Annotated in this window: 17 protein-coding genes; 7 read left to right on the forward strand and 10 right to left on the reverse strand. The window is 26.6% G+C overall.

The annotated features are described in order from the left end of the window. The first annotated feature begins 6 nt into the window (after positions 1-6). Entirely contained in the window at positions 7-204 is a 198-nt protein-coding gene (locus tag U880_RS0105185) for a DNA-directed RNA polymerase subunit omega (protein WP_014696633.1), read from the forward strand. Then, positions 191-1,096 (forward strand): tRNA (adenosine(37)-N6)-dimethylallyltransferase MiaA, encoded by a 906-nt coding sequence (gene miaA, locus U880_RS0105190; protein WP_024655068.1) that lies wholly within the window; start codon positions 191-193, stop codon positions 1,094-1,096. The genes U880_RS0105185 and miaA overlap by 14 nt, the downstream gene beginning before the upstream one ends. A gap of 151 nt (positions 1,097-1,247) precedes the next feature. Here miaA and U880_RS0105200 read toward each other — a convergent pair whose 3' ends face one another. After that, positions 1,248-1,604, reverse strand: coding sequence for a hypothetical protein (locus U880_RS0105200; protein WP_024655069.1), 357 nt, complete (start codon positions 1,602-1,604; stop codon positions 1,248-1,250). A 77-nt stretch (positions 1,605-1,681) separates the two neighbouring features. On the opposite strand from U880_RS0105200, the gene U880_RS0105205 reads away from it, so the two are divergent. Further along, complete coding sequence (locus tag U880_RS0105205; protein ID WP_024655070.1) at positions 1,682-2,230, forward strand: TDE1717 family outer membrane beta-barrel protein; 549 nt, start codon at positions 1,682-1,684, stop codon at positions 2,228-2,230. On the opposite strand, the gene U880_RS0105210 is transcribed toward U880_RS0105205, so the two are convergent. From U880_RS0105210 to topA, 5 genes are all read right to left on the reverse strand, one after another. Further along, the gene (locus U880_RS0105210) at positions 2,202-3,011 is read right to left on the reverse strand and encodes a phosphodiester glycosidase family protein (protein ID WP_024655071.1); all 810 of its coding nucleotides are present in this window, start codon (positions 3,009-3,011) and stop codon (positions 2,202-2,204) included. The genes U880_RS0105205 and U880_RS0105210 overlap by 29 nt on opposite strands. Then, positions 3,004-3,516, reverse strand: a complete 513-nt coding sequence (locus tag U880_RS0105215) for a hypothetical protein (protein ID WP_024655072.1) — start codon at positions 3,514-3,516, stop codon at positions 3,004-3,006. The genes U880_RS0105210 and U880_RS0105215 overlap by 8 nt, the downstream gene beginning before the upstream one ends. Positions 3,517-3,605: 89 nt before the next feature. After that, positions 3,606-5,042, reverse strand: coding sequence for a PTS transporter subunit EIIC (locus tag U880_RS0105220; protein ID WP_024655073.1), 1,437 nt, complete (start codon positions 5,040-5,042; stop codon positions 3,606-3,608). Between the two features lie 91 nt (positions 5,043-5,133). Then, positions 5,134-7,620, reverse strand: coding sequence for a helicase-related protein (locus tag U880_RS0105225; RefSeq protein WP_024655074.1), 2,487 nt, complete (start codon positions 7,618-7,620; stop codon positions 5,134-5,136). Between the two features lie 3 nt (positions 7,621-7,623). Further along, complete coding sequence (gene topA, locus U880_RS0105230) at positions 7,624-10,161, reverse strand: type I DNA topoisomerase (protein WP_024655075.1); 2,538 nt, start codon at positions 10,159-10,161, stop codon at positions 7,624-7,626. A 76-nt stretch (positions 10,162-10,237) separates the two neighbouring features. On the opposite strand from topA, the gene sbcD reads away from it, so the two are divergent. From sbcD to U880_RS0105250, 4 genes are read left to right on the forward strand one after another with little or no spacing between them, the layout of a single operon-like run. Beyond that, positions 10,238-11,470: an exonuclease subunit SbcD gene (sbcD, locus tag U880_RS0105235; RefSeq protein WP_024655076.1), complete on the forward strand. Its 1,233-nt coding sequence runs from the start codon at positions 10,238-10,240 to the stop codon at positions 11,468-11,470. Next, positions 11,457-14,312 (forward strand): SbcC/MukB-like Walker B domain-containing protein, encoded by a 2,856-nt coding sequence (locus U880_RS0105240; protein ID WP_024655077.1) that lies wholly within the window; start codon positions 11,457-11,459, stop codon positions 14,310-14,312. Before sbcD ends, U880_RS0105240 begins: the two co-directional genes overlap by 14 nt. 47 nt (positions 14,313-14,359) lie before the next feature. Then, positions 14,360-15,298: an ROK family protein gene (locus U880_RS0105245; RefSeq protein ID WP_024655078.1), complete on the forward strand. Its 939-nt coding sequence runs from the start codon at positions 14,360-14,362 to the stop codon at positions 15,296-15,298. Next, entirely contained in the window at positions 15,298-15,927 is a 630-nt protein-coding gene (locus U880_RS0105250) for a copper homeostasis protein CutC (protein WP_024655079.1), read from the forward strand. Before U880_RS0105245 ends, U880_RS0105250 begins: the two co-directional genes overlap by 1 nt. Positions 15,928-16,002: 75 nt before the next feature. Here U880_RS0105250 and U880_RS0105255 read toward each other — a convergent pair whose 3' ends face one another. The 4 genes from U880_RS0105255 to U880_RS0105270 all read right to left on the reverse strand — a co-directional run bounded on the left by U880_RS0105255 (position 16,003) and on the right by U880_RS0105270 (position 23,891). Beyond that, positions 16,003-16,827, reverse strand: a complete 825-nt coding sequence (locus tag U880_RS0105255; RefSeq protein WP_024655080.1) for a hypothetical protein — start codon at positions 16,825-16,827, stop codon at positions 16,003-16,005. Further along, positions 16,815-19,949 (reverse strand): isoleucine--tRNA ligase, encoded by a 3,135-nt coding sequence (gene ileS / locus U880_RS0105260; protein WP_024655081.1) that lies wholly within the window; start codon positions 19,947-19,949, stop codon positions 16,815-16,817. Before ileS ends, U880_RS0105255 begins: the two co-directional genes overlap by 13 nt. Further along, positions 19,934-22,087 (reverse strand): AAA family ATPase, encoded by a 2,154-nt coding sequence (locus U880_RS0105265; RefSeq protein ID WP_024655082.1) that lies wholly within the window; start codon positions 22,085-22,087, stop codon positions 19,934-19,936. The genes ileS and U880_RS0105265 overlap by 16 nt, the downstream gene beginning before the upstream one ends. 94 nt (positions 22,088-22,181) lie before the next feature. Further along, a complete protein-coding gene (locus U880_RS0105270) occupies positions 22,182-23,891 on the reverse strand; it encodes a phospho-sugar mutase (RefSeq protein WP_024655083.1) in 1,710 nt (569 codons plus the stop codon). Positions 23,892-23,973 lie beyond the last annotated feature (82 nt).

Genomic DNA, 23,973 nt, shown 5'->3' on the forward strand with positions numbered 1-23,973 from the left:
AAGGTAATGAAAATTCCGTTAAAAAAAATACAAGATTTTGATGGGAATTATTATGAGCTTGTGATGGCTGTAATAGTGCGTACAGATCAGATTATTGAACAGATTTCTTTAGCAGAACATAGTATTGCTGATGAAAGGGTTGTCAGTCAAGCTTTTAATGATATTTTTGCTAAGCGATTTTTATATTCAATTGAAGACAAATAAAATAGTTTTTATATTTGGTCCTACAGCTGTAGGTAAAAGTGATATTCTCTTTCACTTTCCAAAAGGTGTGGCAGAAGTAATTAGCGTTGATTCTATTCAAGTTTATAAAGAATTTGATATTGCCTCTTGTAAGCCGAGCATAGAATTGAGGTCTCATATAAGACATCATTTAGTTGATTTTTTAGAACCTATTTATGAGTATAATCTTGGAATCTTTTATAAGGAAGCATGCAAAATAATAGAAACTTTAAGAGAGCAAAAAAAAATACCTATATTTGTAGGGGGATCGGCTTTTTATTTTAAACATTTGAAATATGGATTACCCAGTACACCACCTGTTTCTGAAAAAGTGAGACTTTATGTTAATAACCTTTTTATTACAATGGGTAAAGATTGTCTTTTGGAGGAACTTAAGAGAGTTGATTTTAAACGGTATGAATCAGTTAATCACAATGATATTTATAGAATGAAGAGATCCCTTGAAGTTTATTATCAAACAGGTATTCCAATTAGTCAATTTTTACAAAGAGAGGATATGTTTGAAAATATTCTAGCTATTGGGTTGAAAAGACCTATGGACGAGATGAAATCTAGAATAATCTCTAGAGTGAACAATATGATTGATTGTGGATTGCTTGATGAGATTAAAAGCTTATTGGGAAAAGGATATGATGAGAAAACACCAGCTTTTAAAGGAATAGGATATCGTGAATTTTTATTGTGGAAGAGTAGACCTTGTTATGTATTAAATGATATAATCAACCTGATAGTTAAGAATTCATTTTTGTATGTAAAAAGGCAAATGACTTTTTTTAATAAACTTCCTAATGTTTTATGGTTTCATCCAGATGATGATTTACAGGACATTTTGGATTTAATTTTTGTTGAATAAGGAGATATGAGACGTGCCTTGTGGAAGAAAAAGAAAATTAAAAAAAATATCTACTCATAAGCGAAAGAAAAAAAGAAGAAAGAATAGACATAAAAAGAAAAATAAATAATAAAGATGTTAGTTAAAAAACTAACATCTTTATGTGATTAGTTTATTCAATAATTATATTATCTATTATGTTGATATCTTTGCTAAAGATGTATCCCTTGTTTCCTTTATAGGTCGCTAATACCCATTTTCCTTTAATGCCATGCTGTTCTGTATCTTGCATGATTTTTTCAATTCTAACTATTTCATCTTTTCTAATTATTGTTAGATAATCATAATTGGTGTTTTGTGTTTGAATTGTATTATTTAAAATGGTATAATTTCTTGTTATGATTCCTACTTTTTGGGGAAAGCCTAGGATGCTGCTTTTTGGCAATTTAAATTCTTTTGTTAAATAAACTTCTGGTTTTGTTTTACATGTTAAAAAAAATATAATTAAGGGCAATAATTTTATTTTCATAATATTATTATAGATATTCTTGATATACAACTATATATAATAATATAATGTTTTTTTAGAAAGTTTAAGGATTATCAATGAAAAAATATGTTTTTTTGTTATTTTTATTTTTTCCTTTGGGTGATTTAATATTTGCATATCCATTGTCTTTTGGAGGGGGTTTTTCTTATCAATTTACTAATTATACTAGCAAAAGTAATAAGGATATGTTGTTAGAAAATGATAGTAGAATAGATAATGGGATAAATTTCAATTTATACTTTGATGCTAATTATGTTATTTTTGATATCTCTTATAAAGATGCTTTTTTGGTTAGTCATCATAGTAGATATTTTTCTTTTGGATTTTATGGAATTTATCCTATTGTATTTAAAGAATATGTTAGAACATTATTTCCTCTTATTGGAATTAAATATACGATTGATTTAAGTTCTATAAGACAAAATTTGGTATTTGTATCTTTGGGATTTGCTACAGATCTCTTTATTCCTGAAGTTAAAGGTTTGTATATTAGACCTTTATTTATACTTTCAATTTCACCTACTTCTTTTTCTTCGGGAAGTGTTTCTTGCTTGACTACCGAAATTACTTTTGGAGTTAATGTTGGTTGGAAGTTTTTAAATTAGGTAGTTTTATTCCTAAGTGACAAGGTACTATTCTTTCTTGTCCAAAAAGATTGGATGTGGTATTTAGTTTATGAGGAAGGTTATCAACTTTTGTTACAAGTGTACTTGAGCCACCACCATCTAGATTAATAGAATTGGTAACGCCATAACTTAATGATAAATCTATTGCTTCATTTAATGAAATTCCTTTGCTATTATTAGTGCCTCTTCCTTCTACTGTGATTAGATATAAGTGCTTATTTTCGTTGTCAGTACCTATTATTGTTCTTGGATGTTTATTTTCTTTGAAATTTTTAGTATATTTTCCATTTTTGATTAATGAAAAAAAGCCACCAAAACCGTAATCAGAATTTTTAATTTCATTGTGTTTGGGGTTTAATATGATTTGATTGTTTTTTATTATAATGATACCCTGATCTTTTTTTGCTGGAGAGATTAGTTTTTTATTATATATATATATACCATTGGGATAAAACATAGTTCCTTTAATTGTATATGGACTAGTATTGATGGCAATATCTACTTTATTAGAAATTAAGAATTGACTTGTTGTTTCTCCTTTAAAATAATAATTATTCATTTTTTTATCATAAATAGGTTTTGATATTATAAACTTTAAATCTTTGTTTTTAATCTTAACAATAACATAGTTACTTTCTTGAAATGATCCTTTAATTATTTCATATTTTGGTTGTAAGTTATTTGGATAAGGTAATTTTTGTGATAATAGTGTATTGAATGGTAAAATTAATGTTATTATAAATGGTATTATTTTATTCATTTCTCTTTATTTTATAAGAATAAATACTTTTAGGATAGTTTCTTAATATTATATTTTTTAATTTTAAAGATATTTTGTCATTTTTTATTTTTGTTATTTTATATAACAAGTAAATAATTTTTATATCTATTTCTTTATTTTTTTGTAAAAGATCATTAATGTCTTCTTCACTTATGTTTTCTTCATTAAGTTTTAGTTTTAATATCAGAATTGCATTTTTTGTATTTTGGTCTTTAGGTGTTTGCAATTTTTTTAAAAAATTATTTGCTTCTTCATATTTTTTGATTTTAAGTAGATATTTGGCCATAAGTAAATAATAATATTCTAAGTTTAAACTTTTGATTGCATTTATGGTCTCAAGTTCTTTTGGTAGATTATTATTTAAGTCATATAACATGTATAGTTTATATAATTTTTCAAAATTATTTTTGTCTGTGTTATTTGTTTGAGCAAGAGGGTTAGTTAGTAATAAAGTTAATAATATTTTAGATAATGTTAAAGACATTTGATTTTATCCTAAGCATCATATACTTTTTAGTAGGAATACAAAGAAAAAAATAAAATTTATATTTCTTTCTTTGTATTTTTTATTTTTTAAATTTTAGATTTTATGTAATTTGCAATTTGTTCAGATTTTGCACCAAATATTATTTGAGCCTGATTTCCTGATGTGATAATTGTTCCAGTGGCTCCAAGATTATGCATTAAATCTTGATTTACTAATTCGGGAGATTTTACGTCTACTCTGAGTCGTGTGAAACATGAATCTATATTTATTATATTGTTAGTGCCTCCAAGAGCTTGAATTATTGCCTCAAAAGTATCATTTTGAGATAGATTGTGAATATGTTTAAAAGTTTGTTGATTAATATCATCTTCACGGCCAGGGGTTTTTATTTGAAATGCTTTAATTAGTGTGAAAAATATGGTGAAGTAAATGATACCAATTGTCAGTCCTATTGGAAGTATTAATAGTGCATTCGTTGATTTTGGGAACATTAAAAAATAATCGATGATTCCTGCTGAGAGTGCAAATGCTATGCGTATTCCAAATATATTAGTAATGATTAATGATATTCCAGTTAAAATAGCATGTATTAGGTAAAGCAGTGGTGCTATTAACATGAATGTATATTCTATTGGTTCTGTAATGCCTGTTAAAAATGAGGTTAGTGATGCTGAGAGCAGGATACCTCCTATTTCTTGTCTGCGTTCTTTTTTAGCTGTTAAGTACATTGCAAGAGCTGCACCTGGTAGTCCAAATAACATTATTGGATACATTCCTGATGTGAATCCTCCAGCTGTTGGATCTCCATTTAAATATCTTGTAATTTCTCCTTGTACTATATTTCCCTCACTTGTGGTATATTCTCCAAATACAAAATATACCAATGTATTTAAGAGTTGATGTAATCCTGTTATTATGAGCAATCTATTTAAGAATCCAAATACAAATAATCCCAAATTTCCAGCTTCTATCATCCATATTCCAATTTGATTAATGGTTATTTGTATTGGTGCCCATAAAAAGCCAAATACTATAGCAAATATTACAGCAAAGATCCCATTTGCTATTGGTACTAGTCTTTGTCCTGAAAAAAATCCTAAAAATTGTGGTATTTTATAATCTACTACTTTGTCGCTAAGCATAGCTGAACTTATTCCTGTAATGATACCTCCTAATACAGACATGTTAACAGGCTCGGTTTTTTCATTGATAATTATTGTAAATGTAGATAATCCTGCGTTTAAAATTAGATATCCTACGGCTCCTCCTAGTGCTGCAGCTGCTTTGTTATTTTTAGATAACCCCATTCCAGTTCCAATTGCAAATAATATTGGTAAGTTGCCAAGAATAGCGCTACCTGATTGTTCCATTAATTTGCCAATTTTTCCGAGTATTTCAAAAGGTTGTGTAAGAGATATTATAAGATATCCAAATCCGAGTAAAAGACCAGCAATTGGTAAAACAGCAGCAGGAGTTTGTAGTGCTTTTCCAAGATTTTGCATATTTTTCATTAAATTATGCATATTACCCCCCATGAATATGTTATTTGTTAGTTATAGTGTAGATCAACTTTCAATATGATTCTAGCTTAAATAATATTTATTTACTTTTTTTTTAAAAAAAGAAATTTAATTTTTTATAAACTTTATTTATTGTTTTTTTGATAGAAACTAGTTTTGTAATACTGTCTTGGTTGTCAATTAAGCTTTTAATACTATCCATTGATTCTTCAATTGCTACTATAAAGCTTTTTTGAGGTTTTAACCAAAAGTTATCAGAATAATCGCTTCTTAGTGATAAAAAAAGAACAGATTTTTTATTGGGATGTTGAATGAAGTTCATAGTACATTCTAAGATGTTTTTTATTTTGTCAATTTCGTTTATATTAACATTTGTGTTTTCGTATGTTTTAAGCAGTGTCCAGCTCGTTTCCATACCATTCACTATACGCATTATTTCTATTAATTTTTTATTTTTGAATATTATTAAATTTTCATATGTTAATTTTGCAAGGACATTTTTTATTGCTTTTTCTTCTTCATTTTTTAAACCTTTTGAAATTAATTGTTTAATTTCTTTTAAGCTAAATGTTAATTGATTTTTGTATTCATTTTGAAAATAAAATTTTTTTCCTCCAATTGTTATTTCTTTTTTTAGTGAATCCTTCTTTTCCTTGTGTACTATATTATTTTTGTGAGAATGATGTGATTGCTTGGTTTCTTTTTGAGGAGTGTTTTTATTTTCTTCGAATTGGATATTATTAAGCCATTCTTTTTTAAGTACTCCAATTGCCCTAGCATATCTTTTACTAGTTTCTATAATTTCTCCTGCTACGAAGTATTTTACTGAATCTGTGTTAATAAGTGAACCAGGATGAATTACTACGTTTTGAGCTTTTATTGTTTTGTATTTGTTTTTTGAAGTTTTAAAACAAATATAATCTTTCATTCCTCTCATTATTGATTTTAAGTATCCTTCGTGATCAATTTCGTTTTTATGTACAATTGGTATATCAAAACTGCTTACAATATTTTCAAGTTGCCTTTGTACATTATTAATTTCTTCAAGTCCTTGTAAATCTAAATAATTTTCTTTTGCAAAGTCTTCTTTGTTAATGGCTTTTCTATAATCTTCAAATATATTAATAAATCCTATTAAATCTCCTAGGGGATTTTTGTATTTAAGATGAGCTTGTCTGGCTTCGATTTCTTCATTTTGAGGTAGTAAAAATACTCCACTTGTTGATAGAAATGATAAACCAATTGTTGTTGGATATATTGCTTGTTGGTAGTGCATCATTGCTTCAACTAAAGCCCTTGAGTGTATTGGTATTAAGGGAAAGATTATCATGTATTTACCAATTTCTGTAAGTTCATTTTTTTCATTTATTGCATCTAGAGATTTTAGTATATCACTTGCTGTTTGGATAGATTTGATTGAGGGTTTAGAAATAAAGTCAAATTTCGTAAAATTTTTAATACCAATATCTGCTATTCTCAATATTACTTCGGAGAGATCAGTTCTGTATATTTCTTCTTTTTGATATTCATCTCTTAATTGATAATCATCTCGTTTGTATAATCTGTAACATGTACCTTTTGAAAGCCTTCCTGCTCTTCCTGCTCTTTGTGTTGCAGATGATTTTGAAATAGGGACTTCTTGTAATGAGTAGGTATGAGTTTTCATCTGGAATCTATTTGTTTTAACTTTACCGCTATCAATTACTATTTTAATATTTTCAATTGTAATTGATGTTTCTGCTATGTTTGTTGATACTATAATTTTTCTTTTATTTTTTGGTGTAGGCATAAATATTTGTTCTTGTGCTTCTTTTGCCATACGACCATATAATGGTAATATTATTAAATCTTTTTTGAGGTTTAATGCATGAATCTCTTTTATTGTTTCTTTTATTTCTTTCTCTCCAGATAGAAATATAAGAATGTCTCCTTCTTTTTTTTCTTTGATTATTCCAGCAATGATTTCTTTTATTTTGAGTATCATTGATTTTGATGTATTGAGTAGTGGTGGATTATAAATTATTTGTACAGGATAAGTAATCGTTTCTATGCTAAGTATTGGAGCATTGTTAAAGTATTTTGAAAATATTTTTGTATTTATTGTCGCTGATGAAATTATGACTTTAAAATCATTTCTTTTATTTAATATATCTTTAAGAAGCCCTAATATAAAATCTATATTTAGGCTTCTCTCATGAGCCTCGTCTATTATTATGACGTCATATTCATAAAGTAATGTGTCTTTTTTGAGTTCTTGTAATAAGACCCCGTCAGTCATTAATTTAATCTTTGTTTTAGGGCTTATGACTTCTTGGAACCTTATTTTATAACCTACTTCTTCTCCAAGGTTTACGCCAATATGTTTTGCAATGTATTCTGCTATTGATATTGTGGCTATCCTTCTTGGTTGTGTGACACCGATTTTGCCAAGTTTTGCAAGCCCTGCTTCATATATTATTCTTGGTATTTGTGTAGTTTTTCCACTTCCTGTTGGACTTTCTACTATCAAGACACTATTCGTGCTTAATTTTTTAATTAAGTCATCTTTATATTTGTAAATGGGAAGCCCAAAATCATTCATATCCTACATTAGTCCAAAAACATAAGTTGCATCTATTTGATTAAGGTCAATATTAGTAGGCAAATCAACCTTTTTCCTTTTAATTTTAGCATAAAATTTATCATTTTGTTTGTAAATATAGATTTTATTTCCAATTTTGTTTTTCGATAGAGATATTATTTTTACAATAATTCCGTTTTTTTCTAGTTTTGTGTTTAGTAATTTAATTGATTCTTCTAGTGTTATTTTATATGCTTTCATGTCTTTTTTTAGTGGACATATTATGCTATCGTTTTCAGTTTTAATATAGTCTCCAAAGATTCCTGTAGTAGCAATTATTTTTTCATTGGTTTTTGGATATTTGCCTATTATTTTTGGAAGAGAGAGTAATTGTAGAGCAAGTTCTAGCGTGATATTTTCATATTCGATGTTTTTTGTTGAAACTTTTTTAGCTTTAATGATTTTAGGTTTTTTTGGTTTGCCTGTTTTTGTAAATCCTTGTGGTTCATAAGTGTCTTCGCCGAGTTGGATAATTCCTCCATATTTTGAATTTTTATATATTACATTAAGTCCTGTTGCAGGATCAACTCCTAATATATTAGGTTGTATTTCTTTTTCTGTTATTATTTTTTGTATTTCATCTTTTTTATACAAATTTTCTAGGGGTGTTGTTAAATTAATTGCGTAATTATTGCCATTAAAAATTAAGTATGGCCCGAATTTTCCAATATTGATTTTATAATTAAATTGTTTGTCATTATTATATTCATATACCATTCTAAATTCTTCAGGGCTAATAATAGGTTCTATTTTACTTACTGTGTTTTTGAGACCTTCTTTTCCATTATAAAATGCATTTAGATATTGTATTTTATCTAATTTGCCTATTGCAATTTTGTCTAGATTTTCTTCCATATTAGATGTAAATTGCAATTCAATTAGTACTGGAAAATATTTTTTTAAAAGATTTATGACGGCAGCTCCTTTTATTGTTGGTATTAATGTGTTATTTTGTTTAAATACATATTCTCTCTCAAATAGTGTTGATATTATTGTTGCATAAGTTGAAGGACGACCTATTCCTTCTTTTTCAAGTTTTTGTACAAGTGATGCTTCTGTGTATCTTAATGGGGGTTTTGTTTCATGTTGTTCTGGTTTTATATTCAGTATAATGAATTTATCTCCTTCTTTTATAAGTGAAAAATCTATGGTGTTATCTTCATTAAATTCTTTATTATTCTTCAAGAAGCCATCAAAAATAAGTTTTGTAAAATTTGCTTTGAAAGTTAAATTTTTATATTTAAATTTTATTTTTCCTATTTTTTTTATTGCATCTTTCATACAAGATTCAATGGTTCTATCCCATATTATTTTATACATCTCTTTAGCTGTTTCGCTTTCAATTTGTATTTGTTCAGGAGGAGTGAACATTTCAGAAGGCCTGATTGCTTCATGTGCATCTTGAGCCATTTTAGCCTTGGTATACATTCTATCATTTTTTTCTATATATTCTTCTCCATATTTTTGTCTTATAATGTTTTTTATTTTTTCTTTTGCAGTTTTTGCAATCTCATAAGAATCTGTTCTCATATAGGTTATGTACCCGCTTTCATATAGTTTTTGTGCATAACTCATAATTTGTTTTGTTCCTATTTTTAATCGTCTGTTTATTTCTTGTTGTAGTGATGATGTTATGAATGGCTTTGGAGGAGTAAGTTTTATTTCTTTTGTTTCAATTGAAATTACTTCTATATTGTTTATTTGTTTGAGCTCATTTGTGATTGAATTCATTAATATTTTGTCTATAAGTATTATTTTATTAGGATCATGTAAATTTCCTGTATCATTTTCAAAGTCTTTACTTTCGGCTACATTTTTATTGTCAATTTTTTCTAATGTTGGTTTAAGTTGCATATTATTTTTGTTATGTTTACATTCAAGTGTAATTGAGTAATAGTTGGCTTTTTTAAAATTTATTCTTGACTTTTCTTTTTCTATAATTAATTGAAGTCCTACAGATTGTACTCTGCCAGCAGAAAGACCATAGGCAATCTTTTTCCAAAGTAAAGGGGAGATAGTATATCCATAAAGTCTATCGAGTATTCTTCTTGTTTCACCAGCATTAACTAAATTCATATTAATTTCTCTTGTATTATTTAGTGAGTCAATTATTGCACTTTTTGTAATTTCGTGAAATACCATTCTTTTGTAATTTTTGATTTGTAATACTTCTTTTAAGTGAAATGCTATTGTTTCGCCTTCTCTGTCTTGGTCGGTTGCAAGATATATTTCATCTTGTTCTTTTATGAGTTTTTTAAGTTTTTCAATAATCATTTTTTTATTACTTGGAATAATATAGAGTGGCTTAAAATCATTTTGGTAATCTATCGATAGATTTGCCCATTCAAATTTTTTATATTCTTCTGGTATTTCTTTGGCGCTGTTTGGTAAGTCTCTTATATGACCTATACAAGCCTCTACTGAAAATGAGCTGTCCAGATATTTTTTTATTGTTGTTGCTTTTGTTGGTGATTCTACTATTATTAATCTTTTTTGTTGCATAAAACCCTTATATTTATATAATATAACATAATGTATAAATTGTTATAATTTTTCAACAAAAATAGCACGGTATTTTATGAGTACTTATAAAATTTTACATACATCTGATTGGCATATTGGTAAAAAAATTGGGCATTTTTCTAGAATTGGTGAACAACAGCAATTCTTAAATTTTTTATTGAAATTCATTGTGAATGAAAAAATTGATCTTTTGCTTATTGCTGGTGATATTTATGATTCAAAGAGGCCTGGCATTGAAGAGCAGAAATTAATAAATGATTTTTTTTATGAATTGTCTTTTACATCTTGTAAATGGTGTGTGGTTATTGCTGGAAATCATGATAAGAAAGATTATTTTAATATTCATAAGAAGATACTTTCAAAATTTAATTTTTTTTTGGTTACAGGAGATGACATTAATAATCATTTAATTCTTTTAAAAGATGGTAATGACGTTAAATTTGTTATTGTATGTATGCCTTATGTTAATGAAAGATTGCTTGTAGATTCAAATTATCAAAATATAGATTTGAACAATAATGTATTTCTTGATAATTTTGAAAAAGCTTATCAAATGCGGATAATGGATATTCTTAAATTGCTCTCTAGAGATTATTTTAACGTTCCTAAGATATTAATGGCACATTATTTTTTTTCTAGCGGTGATATAGCAGATATTATTGTTGACACTCCTATTTTGTCCGTTAATGTTTTTGGTAATGATTTTTCTTATGTTGCACTTGGACATATTCATAATTTTAAAAAATTAAAAGATAATATAGTGTATTCGGGTTCTCCAATTCAGTATTCGTTTGATGAGGATGTTAAAAAATATGTAAACGTTTTGTTTTTTTGTGATAACAAATTGGTTGATCAAAATAGGGTTTTACTTCCTATATTTGGTAAATTGTATTTTTTTAAAGGTTCTTTTCAAGAGGTGATTGATAATTTAAATAGGATTAAGAATGAAATTTCTTATCTTTGTTATTTAAAAATTGAAATTAATGATAGGGTGAATGCAAAATTTGAGGAGCAAATTTATAATTTAACAAAATCAAGTTTCATTAATATATTTGATGTTTATTATCATTTAGAAGATTCAAGCGAAGAGTCTTTTAAAAATGATCGTAAATTGCTTGGTAGAGATGAAGTGTTAAGTAGAGATGAGAAATATTTTTTTCAAGAAAAATTGAGAAGGGATATTGTGGGTGGTTTTAAGAGAAGAAATAAATTTAAGGAAGAAGAACTTATTGCTCTTTTTGAAGAGGTGCTACTGAAGGGAAGAGCAGGGGAATATGAGGATAAATAAATTAGTATTTAAAAATATTGCGTCTTATAAAGGTGAGTATGAAATTAATTTTGATGTATCTGTTTTAAGAAGGTCTGGAATTTTTTTAATTTCCGGGAATACAGGAGCTGGGAAGAGTACAATTTTAGATTGTATTACGCTTGCTCTTTATGCACGTGTTTATAGACTTGATAAAAATATTTCGGATTCTATTTCAAAAGGTTTTGATAGTGCTTATGTGAGACTTACTTTTACTGTTTCTGAGAAGAGATATGAATCGTTTATTGAACTTAATATAAGACAAAAAGAAACACCAAAGAGTATGGTGTTAAATTGTCTTAGTGATGGAAGCTTTATTGAAAACAGAGATGATGTTTTAGTTTACATTAAGAGTCTTTGTAGATTGGATTTTGAGCAGTTTTGCCAAACTGTTATTTTGCCTCAAGGAAATTTTCAGGAATTTTTAACTTCAAATCCAAAGAGCAAAACAGCTATAATTGATAGTATTTTTAATCTCAAAAAATATGATGATATAGAGATTTTTTTAAAGAAAGAATTAGATCTTACAAAATTTAATCGAGAAAAATTAATATTTTTAGACACTGAGGGAAAAAATAAAGTTAGTATTAATAAAAAGAAAATCAATGAATTAAAAGAGATTTTGAGTTTAATTGATATAGAATCTTTGAAAAAAAATCTTGATAATGTTTATAAATTAATAGTTATCTGTGAAAAGATAATAAAATTTAATAGAAATTATTTAAATATTCAGTGTAGGATTGATAATTTAAAATTAGACTTGTCTTTTAAAATTGAGAGTAGAAAAAAGTTAAAGCATGAATATTATTTGCAGTCAAAGATCAAATTTCAGTTGGATCAAAGACTTGCATTTTATCATTCTAATGATTTTTTGGATTTGCAAAATTTTGTTAGAAGGCATAGTGAATTATTAAATGATAAGAATCAGTTTTTTTATGAATTTTTAAGAGTTCAGAAAGATTTAGAAGAATTAAAATATTTAGATTTAGATAATTTTAATTTTGATTATGTAAAAGAATTATATTATGAAAATGTTATTTTTTGTGAAATAGGCTTTGATGAGAAAGCGTATAATGTATTACTTGTAAAAGAGAGACAATTGGAAATTCAAAGAAAGAAATTGTTAGAAAAACAAAGGAAAAAGAATGTTGAAATCAAAAGTATTGCTTTAAAAGAGGTAACATTTGATTTTGATAAATATGTTTATTATGAGGCATTAAAGTTATTAAAAGGATTTTATGAGGAACTAATATTGAAATATAAAAATGGATTATCGTTATTGTTGAACTCGAATAATGGAAATAATGATTTTTCTCAGGTTGTTAATATAGATATTAAGATTGATTTTTATGAAAAATTTTTGGAACATCTTAGTAAAAATAAAGAATTGGTTGAGAGAGATATAGAAAATCTTAAGTTTCTTGAAGATGCATATAGAGCATATCAAGGAAAAGAAAAGTTAAAAATTAGTAATTTAAATGATCTTTTAGAATTAAATTCAAAGCTTCAAGTTTTACAATCTGAATTGGATGTCTTGAGATTGGATATCTTGCGTAATAAAGAAAATAAGATTAAATGGGAAGGTTGTATTTCAAAGTTTAAGAAAAATGATTCAGAAATTTTAAAAAGAGTTGGCCAAAATTTATTTCATAAGTATATAGATTATTCTGATAAAAATAAGATGTTGATTTTTGAAAGTAAATTTAAAAAAGTTTCAGAATTAAAATCAATTCTGAATGATTTAAATTCTAAAATTTCCTTAAACGACGTAAAAATTAAAGACAATTTGGATAAGATAAAAAATTTACTGTCTAATTTTAATTTAAACATTAATTTTAATGATCCTGCTTTATTAGAGGAAGAATTTGAAAAATTTTTAATTTCTCAAAGAAATATAGAAAATGATCGTGTGAAATTTGATATGTGTCTTGATAATATAAACAATGAAAAATTGAAACTTGAGAGTCAAATTGAATTTATAAAACAAACTATATTAAATTTTAAAATAGAGCTTAAAGATGAGTTAGATAATTTTACTTCTAATTTTTTGAATTTCAAATTGGCAATGCAAGGTAATACTTGTTATACAGATCCCATTGTTTTTCTTGATTCTTTAAGTCCTAGCAAGAATAGTTTGGAACATTTTTTAAAATTAAAGTCTAATTTTATGTCTCAAATTGAAGTTTTATCTAGAGAGATTAGTAAATATGATGCAGCTTTTGCAAGTGTACAAAATTTTGAATCAGAACTCAATGAACAGGAAATTAATTTAAAAAATATTAATAGTAAATTAATCAATATCAATGAACGTAATGATAAACTTGAAATTTTAAAAAAAATTATTACTGTATCTCCTAGTTTAAAATATTATGTTCAAAGTTTTTTGATCGATGAAATTCTTAGTATAGCGAATAAGAAATATTTAAGCATTATTCTTCCTGATTTTGAGCTTGAAATTAATACAGGTAGTAGAGATTTTAATTTTTTAGTTAGGAGTAAAAGGGATGGAAATATGACTCGTAATGTTAAAACTTTATCTGGTGGTGAGAGATTTCTTGTATCTTTATCTCTCTCTTTAGCCTTTTCAGATATGATAAGGGATAGTGATCTTAAAATAGAGGCGTTTTTTCTTGATGAGGGTTTTGGAAGTCTTGATGAAGATACTTTAAAAGTAGTGATACCAAAAATTTCTGATTTGCAGCGTATAGATGGGCGTCAAATAGGTATAATATCTCATGTTTCTTATTTAAAGGAAGAAATTAAGACGCAAATAGTTGTAGAGAAAGTTTCTACAGTTTCTAAAATTACTATAGAGAGTTTTTAATTTTTTATTGTATAATTATTTGAATATTTTAGGATATGGAGAATTGTATGAAACATTATATTGCGATTGATGTTGGAGGCACTAATACTAAATATTCTCTTGCAGATGGTGGTGGTAATTTTTTTGATAAATGCGAAGTTAAATCGGGTGCTACTGCTGATGAGCAAGTTGATATTTTAGTTGATATAATTAATTATTATAAGAGAGAGGATAATGTTGAAGGTGTTGCAATTTGTATTCCTGGATTTGTTGATCCTAGGGGGCTTGTTATTAGAGTGAATGCCATTAAAGGTTTTACTAATTATCCTTTAAAAGAGAGGCTTGAAAATTTAACAGGAGTAAATGTTGAAATTGAAAATGATGCTAATTGTGTGGCTTTAGCAGAAAAATTTAAAGGTAATGCTATTCATTCTAATGATTTTATTGCTTTAACGCTTGGAACAGGCATTGGTGCTGGAATATTTCTTAATGGGAAACTTGTAAGAGGATATTCTTTTATGTCTGGTGAAATTGGATTTATGATTACCAGAGGTCTTGATAATAATATTCCTTTTAATTGTAGATGGGAATCTTTAGCTTCTGTTGCAGCTTTAAGACGAAGAGTTGCTAGTCGTTTAGAAATGGAGTTAGATAATGTTTCTGGCGAATATGTTTTTGAACTTGCTGATAATGGTAATATTCATGTTAGGAATGAAATAGATTATTTTTTTGAAACTTTATCATTTGGTATTTTTAATTTAATTTTTGTCTTAAATCCTGAAAAGATATTAATTGGAGGTGGAATAAGTTCAAGATCGGATTTAATAAGCAGAATATATGATAAGCTAGAAAATTTATGGTCTTTAGAATTGGCACGTATTTATGATAATGATATTAGAAAACTTGTAAAACTTGAAATAACTAAGTTTAATAATGATTCTGGAAAAATTGGAGCGTTATATCATTATTTTGGTATAAATAGATTGTTGTGTAATTTGGATGTCTAATGATAAAAGAGGCATGTGTTTTTAATGTATTAGAGGCTTTACGTGCTGTTGAGCTTGGTGCAAGTAGAATTGAACTTTGTGAAAATATGTTTTGTGGAGGAACTACACCTTCTTATGGTACCATAAAAATTTTGAAACAAATTTTGGTGGATATTCCTATTGTTGTGATGATTAGACCACGGTGTGGTAATTTTGTGTATTCTACTTTAGAGTTTCAGGTTATGCAAGAAGATATTGAGCTTTGCAAAAGTCTTGGGGTTGAAGGGGTGGTTTTTGGTATTTTAAGAGATAATGATGAAATTGATATAGAGAGAACTAAATATTTGTTGAACTTTTCTTATCCTTTAAAGGTTACTTTTCATAAAGCGATTGATGAAACTCATAATATTAGAGATTCTGTGGTTAATCTTTTAGATATTGGTGTTCATAGAATCTTGACTTCAGGAGGGGGTCTTAAAGCAGAAGATTCGCTTATGATACTTAAAGATTTAATATTGATGAGTCAAAATAAAGCAGAAATTGTTGTTGCTGGAAAAGTTAATAAATCTAATATTGATAGTATTGATGCTATTTTAGGTGCAAAAGCTTATCATGGTAGGCTTATTGTTGGTGATTTAAGTTTATTTTAATTTATTATCACTTTTTTAATTTAGAACTTGTATTAGAAGTATTAGAAATAGGTTTGTTAATTTATGTATAAATAGTTAATGTTTATTATTTTTAGTATGTATTAAATTTGTTATAAATTCTTTAATACTCATTTTATTAACATTAAATTGAAGTTCTATGGTATTTTTATCTTGTATTTTAGATGTTATAGGCCCTGAAATTATTATTTTTGTTATATGTTTCAGGATACTTGGTATTAATTTTTTTGATGCAATAGAGAGTATTTTGGGGTTATTAGTATTTAGATAAGCTTTAAAATTATATTCGTTATCGTTTGCACTGTTTGCAATGAAAAATCCTTTATTAAAGGGAATTAAATTTGTTTTATTTATGTTGTTTGGAATTAATTTAGTGATATCATTAATCAAAATGAATATTTCATTTTGATTAATGATATCAATGTATTTTGTTATGAGTATGTTTGTATTTTGATGCGTTATTTCTTTTTGATTGATTAAGATACCTTTTTTGTCTTTAGTTGGAGTTATATATATGTTTGAATTTTTTATTTTCCATTTTGGATTCATAAATATATTTCCACATGATTGAAAATTCGGATGATTGTTTATTTTCCAAAATGCGCTTTTGGGAAAATTGCCTGTTATTATTGATGAAAAAGTTTCTGGATTTTTTGTGTAGCTTAAATATAAATTACCAACAGTATGAAGACCTATTTTGTATTTCATTTCGAGTTCACTATAGATGAATCTGTTTTTAGATAAATTTATATAAGCATATATATCTGATGAAGGGTCTAATAACATTATTGAAGATATATTTTTTTTAGGTGGATGGTAAGTTAGAGTTATACATCCTATTAAAAGCATAGCAATACAAATATTAATAATTAATTTAAGCATTTTTCTATACCTATATTTACTGATATTTCCTCATCTAATTCTAAAGTTGTTAAGGCTTTTTTATTATTAATTTCTATTGTTATTGCTAAAGTTTCAGTTTTAATATAACTTTCAAAGTTATTAATTATTTTTGTAAGTATTTCATCATTATTTGTGTATAGTATTATTCTGTCGGTAACATTGAAATTATTTTCTTTTCTTAAATTTTGTACTTTCCTTATAAGTTCTCGTGATAGTCCTTCTAGATATAATTCTTCTGTTATTAAAGTATCTAGTCCTATTGTTATAGAATCTTCATTAATTACTTTTAAATTTTTTCTTTCATGTCTTTCTAGTATTATATCTTTTAGTGTGATATCATATGTATTATTGTTGATTGTCATTATATGTGTATTGCCATTTATTATTTCTAATATGTTTTCATTGCTTAGTTTTGTTATTGCTAATGCTACTGCTTTCATATTTGTGCCGAGTTTGCTTCCAAGTTCTTTGAAGTTTGCTTTTGCTTTATAAGTTACAAGTTCTTCTTCATTGGATTTTATTTTTATTTCTTTTGCATTAATCTCTTCAAGTATTATTCCTGTCATTTCTTTTAGAGTATTTTGTTCTTTATGATTTTTAGTGATAATGTATATTGCTTTAATAGGTTTTCGTATTTTTATATTGTGCGATGCTCTTAGTGCTCTTGCAATTGCTATTACTTTTCTTATGAAATTCATTTTTTCTTCAAGTTCTATATTAACAAGTTCCTTGATTGATTGAGGATAATCATTTAAATGAATAGATTCTTTTTCATTTTTGGTCTTTAAATTTTGATATATTTCTTCTGTTAAAAATGGAATAAATGGTGCAAGCATTAGCATTAAGTTTTTTAAAGTATAATATAATGTTTCATAAGCATCTATTTTATCATTGTCATTTTCAGATTTCCAAAACCTTCTTCTTGATCGTCTGATATACCAGTTATTTAACTTGTCGATGAATGTAAGAAGTACTTCTATTGATTTTGTTAAGTTATATTTATCTATTTCTTCGTTTAATATTTGCTTTAAGCTTTCAATTTCGCTAATTATCCATTTATCAAGTATATTGGTTTTATATAGATTTATATGATTATTAGGTTTAAACTTGTCAATGATTGCGTAGGTTATAAAAAATGAGTAAGCATTCCAAATAGGGATTATAATATTTTTTAAGACATCTTTAACCCCATCATCGCTGTATTTTAGATCATCAGCTTTTATTACTGGACTCATTATCAAATAAAGTCTTAAAGCATCTGCTCCAAATGTGTTTATTATTTGTATTGGATCTGTATAATTTTTGAGTGATTTTGACATTTTTTTTCCGTCACTAGATAATACTAGTCCATTAACTATTACATTTTTGAATGCTGTCTTTTCAAAAAGAGCAGTCCCTAAAATTGTTAATGTATAAAACCATCCTCTTGTTTGATCTAATCCTTCTGCAATAAAATCAGCAGGGAAGATATTGTGGAATTTATCTTTGTCTTTAAATGGGTAATGTTTGCTTGCGTAAGGCATTGAACCAGATTCAAACCAGCAATCTAAAACCTCACTTGTTCTAACATATGTGCCACCATATTCGCTAGGCCAGGTGATCTTATCAATTTTATCTTTATGTAAATCGATAATCTTTTGTCCTGATAATTTTTCCAATTCTTCCCTAGATCCTATACATATTTTATTTCCTGTTTTTGAGCATTTCCAAATCGGTATTGGATTTCCCCAAAATCTATTTCTACTTATTGCCCAATCTCTTGCATTTTCTAGCCATTTGCCAAATCTTCCCTTTTTAAGATGTTCAGGCATCCAATTTATTTGTTCATTTGATCTTATAAGTTTTTCTTTGATTTTTTCAATATTGACAAACCATGAGCTTATAGGTCTATAAATTAGAGGTGAATTTGTTCTGTAGCAGAATGGATATCTGTGTAAATAGTTTTCTCTTTTGAATAAAAGATTCATTGATTTTAATTTTTCTATTATTTTATTGTCTGCATCTTTAACAAATAATCCTTCAAAATCTTTAATTTCGATTGTGAATTTGCATTCGGCATCTATAGGAGTTATCATGTCAGTTTGAGTATTTTTTTTAAGTATTTGATAGTCTTCTTCTCCAAATGGTGCAATGTGTACTATTCCTGTTCCGTCATCGGTTGTAACGTATTCTGCTGTATGAATTTTAAAAGCCCCTTTGTTTCGTTGGTTTATAAAGTAGTCAAATAGGGGTTCATATTCTATTCCCTTGATATGTTCACCTTTAAATTGTTCTATTATTACGTATGTGTTTTCATCTTGATAATAGTGATTTAATCTTTTTGTTCCTATTATGTATATTTCATTTTTTTCTTGATCAAGTATTTTAGAGTAATCTATGTCTTTCCCAACAGCAATTCCAAGATTTGTGGGTAATGTCCAAGGAGTTGTGGTCCATGCAAGTAGATATTCATTTTTATCTTTGATCTTAAATTTGATAGTTAATGATGGATCATGAATTTCTTTGTATTCACCAAGATTGACTTCAAAATTTGATAAAGGGGTTGCAAGTTTTGGAGAATATGGCAATACATAGTAGCTTTCATAAATTAAACCTTTATTGTAAAGTGTTTTAAATACCCACCATACGGATTCCATGAATGTTAAATCCATTGTTTTGTAATTATTCTCAAAGTCAACCCATCTTCCCAGCCTTGTTATTATTTTTTCCCATTCTTTTGTATACCTTAAAACTATATTTCTACATTCTTCATTAAATTTATCGATACCATATTGTTCTATCTCATATCTTCCAGATAATTTTAAAGATTTTTCTACTTCATATTCTACTGGTAATCCATGAGTATCCCATCCAAAATATCTCTTGACATGTTTTCCTTTCATTGTTTGATATCTTGGAATTATGTCTTTAATTGTATTTGGAACAAAATGTCCAAAATGGGGAAGCCCTGTTGCAAATGGTGGACCATCATAGAATGTAAATTCTTCACATCCTTCTCGTTGTTTCATCGATTTTTCGAAAATTTTATTATAATTCCAAAATTGTAATATTTTTTCTTCTAATTGGGGAAAATGTACTTTACTTTCTACTTTTTTGAACATAAAATTTCCTTTTGTTTGATTTTTATATTGTTTTGTTCTAAATATATTTTTATTAGATTTATATTAGGATTATGAAATATTTGATTAATAATTTTTTCTTCTATGTTTTCTTTTACTGCATTTAAGATACTTCTTGCCCCAGAATTTTTATCATAATATTTTTTGATTATATGATTTTTAAGAGAGTCATCAATTTCTATTTGGATGTTTTTTAGGCTAAATTTTTTAGTAAGTTCTTTGCAGTAATTATCGTAAATTATGCTGAGATCTTTTTCTGTTAAGACATTAAAAATTATTTTTTTTTGTATTTTATCTATTAATGATGACTTAAGTTTTGTTTTAAGTTCATTATTGATTGTGCTTTTAATATCTGTATTATTGTCTGTTTTATTAAATCCAAGGATGCCTTTTCCAAGTAATATTTTACTACCAATAGATGTACTTAAAATAATGATGCTATTCTTAAAAGATATTTTATCTTCTTTATTGTCAATTAGTTCTCCATTTTCAAGTATTTGTTCTATTATGCTCAGTACGGAATTATGAGCATATTCAATATTTTCAAATATGATGAATGCTCTAGGATTATATTTTAATCTGTTTATTAAAATACCACCGTCAGTATAACCTGTATATCCCGGATTTGTTCCTATTAATTTTGATATAGAAGTTTCTTCTCTGTAGTCTGACATATCTAACTGCAATATTGAATTTTGATCTTTAATCATGATTTTTGATATTGTTTTTGATAGTATTGTTTTTCCACTTCCACTGGAACCTATGAGTAGTATTGATGTTAATGGTTGTGTATTATTGTTGATGCCTAATTTTGTTTTTACCATTTCTATAATGATTTCATATATGGCAGATTCTTGTCCAATTATTTTTTCTTTGATGTTTGTTGTTTCTTCTTTAAGATATGCAATTTCTTCTGTGAGATTGAGTTTTATCTTAATGCCAAAAAATTCATCTGTTGTATTTTTAATATCCTCAACATTTACTATTTTTGTGTTTATTTCTTGTTGTTTTTTCTGAGCTCCAGCAATGTCAATTAGATCAATTGCTTTATCGGGAAATTTTCTATTAGTTAAATACTGTGATGATAAGCTAATAACATTTTCTATGGCTTCTTTTTCATAAGTGACACCGTGATAGTTTTCAAAGTTTTTTATTATGCTGTTGATTATGTTGAGAGTTTCTTTTTCATCAGGTTCTTTGATTGATATTGTTTGAAATCTTCTAGTGAATGCCTTGTCTTTAGAGATGTGTTTTCTATATTCATCATAAGTCGTTGCACCTATTATTTGTATTGCAGAACGAGAGAGAATAGGTTTTAAGATATTTGCTGCATCAATAGAACCTTCAGAATTTCCCGCTCCTATTAAAGTGTGTATTTCATCAATAAATATTATTATGTTTTTATTGTTTTTTATAGACTTAATTATATTATTTAATCTTTCTTCAAATTCACCTCTGTATTTAGTTCCAGAAACTAAGTCATAAGTTTCAATTTGTAGTATTATTTTATTTTGTAATTGACTTTTTATTTCTTTGTTTGCAATTTTAATGGCAAGTCCTTCAACAATTGCTGTTTTTCCAATTCCAGGTTCTCCTATTAAAATTGTGCTATTTTTGTTTCTTCGTTCAAGTATGCTTATTAATGATTGAATTTCTTTTTCACGTCCTATTAGAGGATCGAGTTTTTTTTCTTTTGCAAGTATTGTGAGATTTTTAACATATTTGTTAATTTCAAAGTAGTCATTTTGTCTTGTTTCATCGTCAAATTCTTTATATGTTTCAATTAATCTTATTTTATCTCTGCTTGTTATTATATTATCTTCATCGAAGTTAAAACTTAGTTTATTAAGTTTATATTTTTTGAGAAGCTTTTTTGTTTTTAAGATCTGATAAAAAATTTCTTTTATGCCTATTAAAGTTTTGGACTTAAATTCTTTTTTTGTTTGTTCAATAAGAGTAAAAATTTCTCTGCTTATTTTTGGGATGACAATTTCATTGGTGCCAATTAAGACTTTTTCGAGCTTTTCTATCTCGTATAATGTATCTTGTTTAATATTTTTTAAAGTTTTGGTTTCTATATTTTTTATTTCAGATTTTTTAGGATGAATTAATATAGACATTAATAAATGCCAACTTGAGACTTCTCTATTTTTATTTTTTCTAGCTACTTCTCTTGACGATATTTCAACTAGGTTTGTTAATTTGTCTGTTATATTAATATTTTTCTATCTCCATCTTTATTTTGTTCATTATATCAAAAATATTATTTTTTTGTTCGTATCTTGAATGTATGGATATATAAAATTTAATTTTTGCTTCTGTGCCAGATGGTCTAATTGTTATTTCTATTTTATTTTCTAATAAAAATTTTATTGCATTTGTGGTGTGTGTATAGTCTTTTATTGGATGTATATTTCCATTCATATCGGTTTCTTTGAGTGTTGTGTAATCTAATTTCTTAATTATAATAAGACCTGCAAATTCTTTTGTAATATCGTTTCTAAATTGTAACATTAGTTTTTCTCTTAAAAAATCACCATTAGTTTCTTTAAAGATTTTATTAATTGTGAAATCTTCGTAATATCCAAATTCTTTGTACATTGTTTGGAGATATTGATTTATTGTGATTTGGTTTTTTTTTAGTGTAAACATTAAATCACAAAATCCTTTTATGGCTGAAAATGCATCTTTATCTCTAGTTCCAGTGCCAATTAGGTATCCATAACTTTCTTCACATCCAAAAATAAATTTTTTGTTTGGTTCTTTTTTTTGTATCTTATCTATTAAGTTTCCTATCCATTTAAATCCTGTATATGTTCTATATAATGTTGTGTTGTATTTTTGAGCTATTTTGTCTAACATTGGGGTTGTGACAAAAGATGCTATTATAAAGGTGTTTTTGGGATTATTTTCTCTAGATAGTAAATAGTGCATTAAGATGCATGCAATTTGATTTCCATTTAAAATTTTCCATTTTCTGTTTTCTTTGAAAGCAATACCCAATCGATCAGCATCTGGATCTGTTGCAAATGCAATGTCACAGTTTGTTTTCTTTGCAAGTTCTATTACTCTAGACATGGTTATGTGTTCTTCAGGATTGGGATATTTTACTGTAGGAAATTCTGGGTCAGGATTTATTTGTGTTTGTTCTGTTAAAAGTTCTACATTGCTACCTTTAAATAATTTCTTTATTATTGTTCCCCCTGTTCCATGCAGAGGAGTATATGCGATTCGTAAATTTGTGGTTTTACTTTTTTGATTGAAATTAGGAAATTCTTCATTTATTTTTTGTACGTATTTAATATCAATTTCATTTTTAAGTTCAATTATTATTCTTTTATTTATTCCTTCTTTTTTTGTGAATGTATGTTTGATATTAGATACTTTTTGTATTTCCGATATTATTTTTGCATCATGTGGAGCTATTATTTGAGCACCTCCTTTCCAGTATACTTTATATCCGTTGTATTCTTTTGTATTATGACTTGCTGTTATCATTATTCCAAGATCGCAGTCTAATTTTCTAACTGTGTAGGATAATTGTGGAGTTGCTCTTAAATTTTTATATATGTAAACTTGAAGGTCATTTGAGGCAAAAATTTCAGCAGCTTCATATGCAAATTCTTTTGAAAAGTGTCTTGAGTCGTAACTTATTGCGATTTTAGGATTTTGTGTTATTGTAAGGATATAGTTAGCAATTCCTTGACTTGCTTTGGCGATATTGTATGTATTAATATAGCATGATCCAGCTCCAATTATACCTCTCATTCCAGCAGTACCAAATTCTAGTTCTTTGTGAAATCTATTGTATAGTTCTGTTTCATTGTTTTCTTTAAGCAATTTGATGGCTTCATCTTTAAAAAAGTTGTTTTTTTCAAATTGAATATATTGTTTTAATTTTTTTTGAAGTTTATTATTTTTCATATTATTTTCCTTTATTTTGTTATTTGAGAATTTATAATTAAATTATAAAATAATAAAATATAACTATAGAGTTGATTATTAT

This window comes from Borrelia hispanica CRI (assembly GCF_000500065.1).
GTDB lineage: Bacteria > Spirochaetota > Spirochaetia > Borreliales > Borreliaceae > Borrelia > Borrelia hispanica.

Excerpts from the sequence above, each read along its gene's own strand:
- U880_RS0105220 (WP_024655073.1), bottom strand. The coding sequence starts at position 5,042 with ATGCATAATTTAATGAAAAATATGCAAAATCTTGGAAAAGCACTACAA.
- ileS (WP_024655081.1), bottom strand. The coding sequence starts at position 19,949 with ATGTTCAAAAAAGTAGAAAGTAAAGTACATTTTCCCCAATTAGAAGAA.
- U880_RS0105210 (WP_024655071.1), bottom strand. The coding sequence starts at position 3,011 with ATGAATAAAATAATACCATTTATAATAACATTAATTTTACCATTCAAT.
- U880_RS0105205 (WP_024655070.1), top strand. The coding sequence starts at position 1,682 with ATGAAAAAATATGTTTTTTTGTTATTTTTATTTTTTCCTTTGGGTGAT.
- U880_RS0105200 (WP_024655069.1), bottom strand. The coding sequence starts at position 1,604 with ATGAAAATAAAATTATTGCCCTTAATTATATTTTTTTTAACATGTAAA.
- U880_RS0105240 (WP_024655077.1), top strand. The coding sequence starts at position 11,457 with ATGAGGATAAATAAATTAGTATTTAAAAATATTGCGTCTTATAAAGGT.
- topA (WP_024655075.1), bottom strand. The coding sequence starts at position 10,161 with ATGCAACAAAAAAGATTAATAATAGTAGAATCACCAACAAAAGCAACA.
- U880_RS0105265 (WP_024655082.1), bottom strand. The coding sequence starts at position 22,087 with ATGTCTATATTAATTCATCCTAAAAAATCTGAAATAAAAAATATAGAA.
- U880_RS0105250 (WP_024655079.1), top strand. The coding sequence starts at position 15,298 with ATGATAAAAGAGGCATGTGTTTTTAATGTATTAGAGGCTTTACGTGCT.
- U880_RS0105245 (WP_024655078.1), top strand. The coding sequence starts at position 14,360 with ATGAAACATTATATTGCGATTGATGTTGGAGGCACTAATACTAAATAT.
- U880_RS0105255 (WP_024655080.1), bottom strand. The coding sequence starts at position 16,827 with ATGCTTAAATTAATTATTAATATTTGTATTGCTATGCTTTTAATAGGA.
- U880_RS0105185 (WP_014696633.1), top strand. The coding sequence starts at position 7 with ATGAAAATTCCGTTAAAAAAAATACAAGATTTTGATGGGAATTATTAT.
- U880_RS0105215 (WP_024655072.1), bottom strand. The coding sequence starts at position 3,516 with ATGTCTTTAACATTATCTAAAATATTATTAACTTTATTACTAACTAAC.
- U880_RS0105225 (WP_024655074.1), bottom strand. The coding sequence starts at position 7,620 with ATGAATGATTTTGGGCTTCCCATTTACAAATATAAAGATGACTTAATT.
- sbcD (WP_024655076.1), top strand. The coding sequence starts at position 10,238 with ATGAGTACTTATAAAATTTTACATACATCTGATTGGCATATTGGTAAA.
- U880_RS0105270 (WP_024655083.1), bottom strand. The coding sequence starts at position 23,891 with ATGAAAAATAATAAACTTCAAAAAAAATTAAAACAATATATTCAATTT.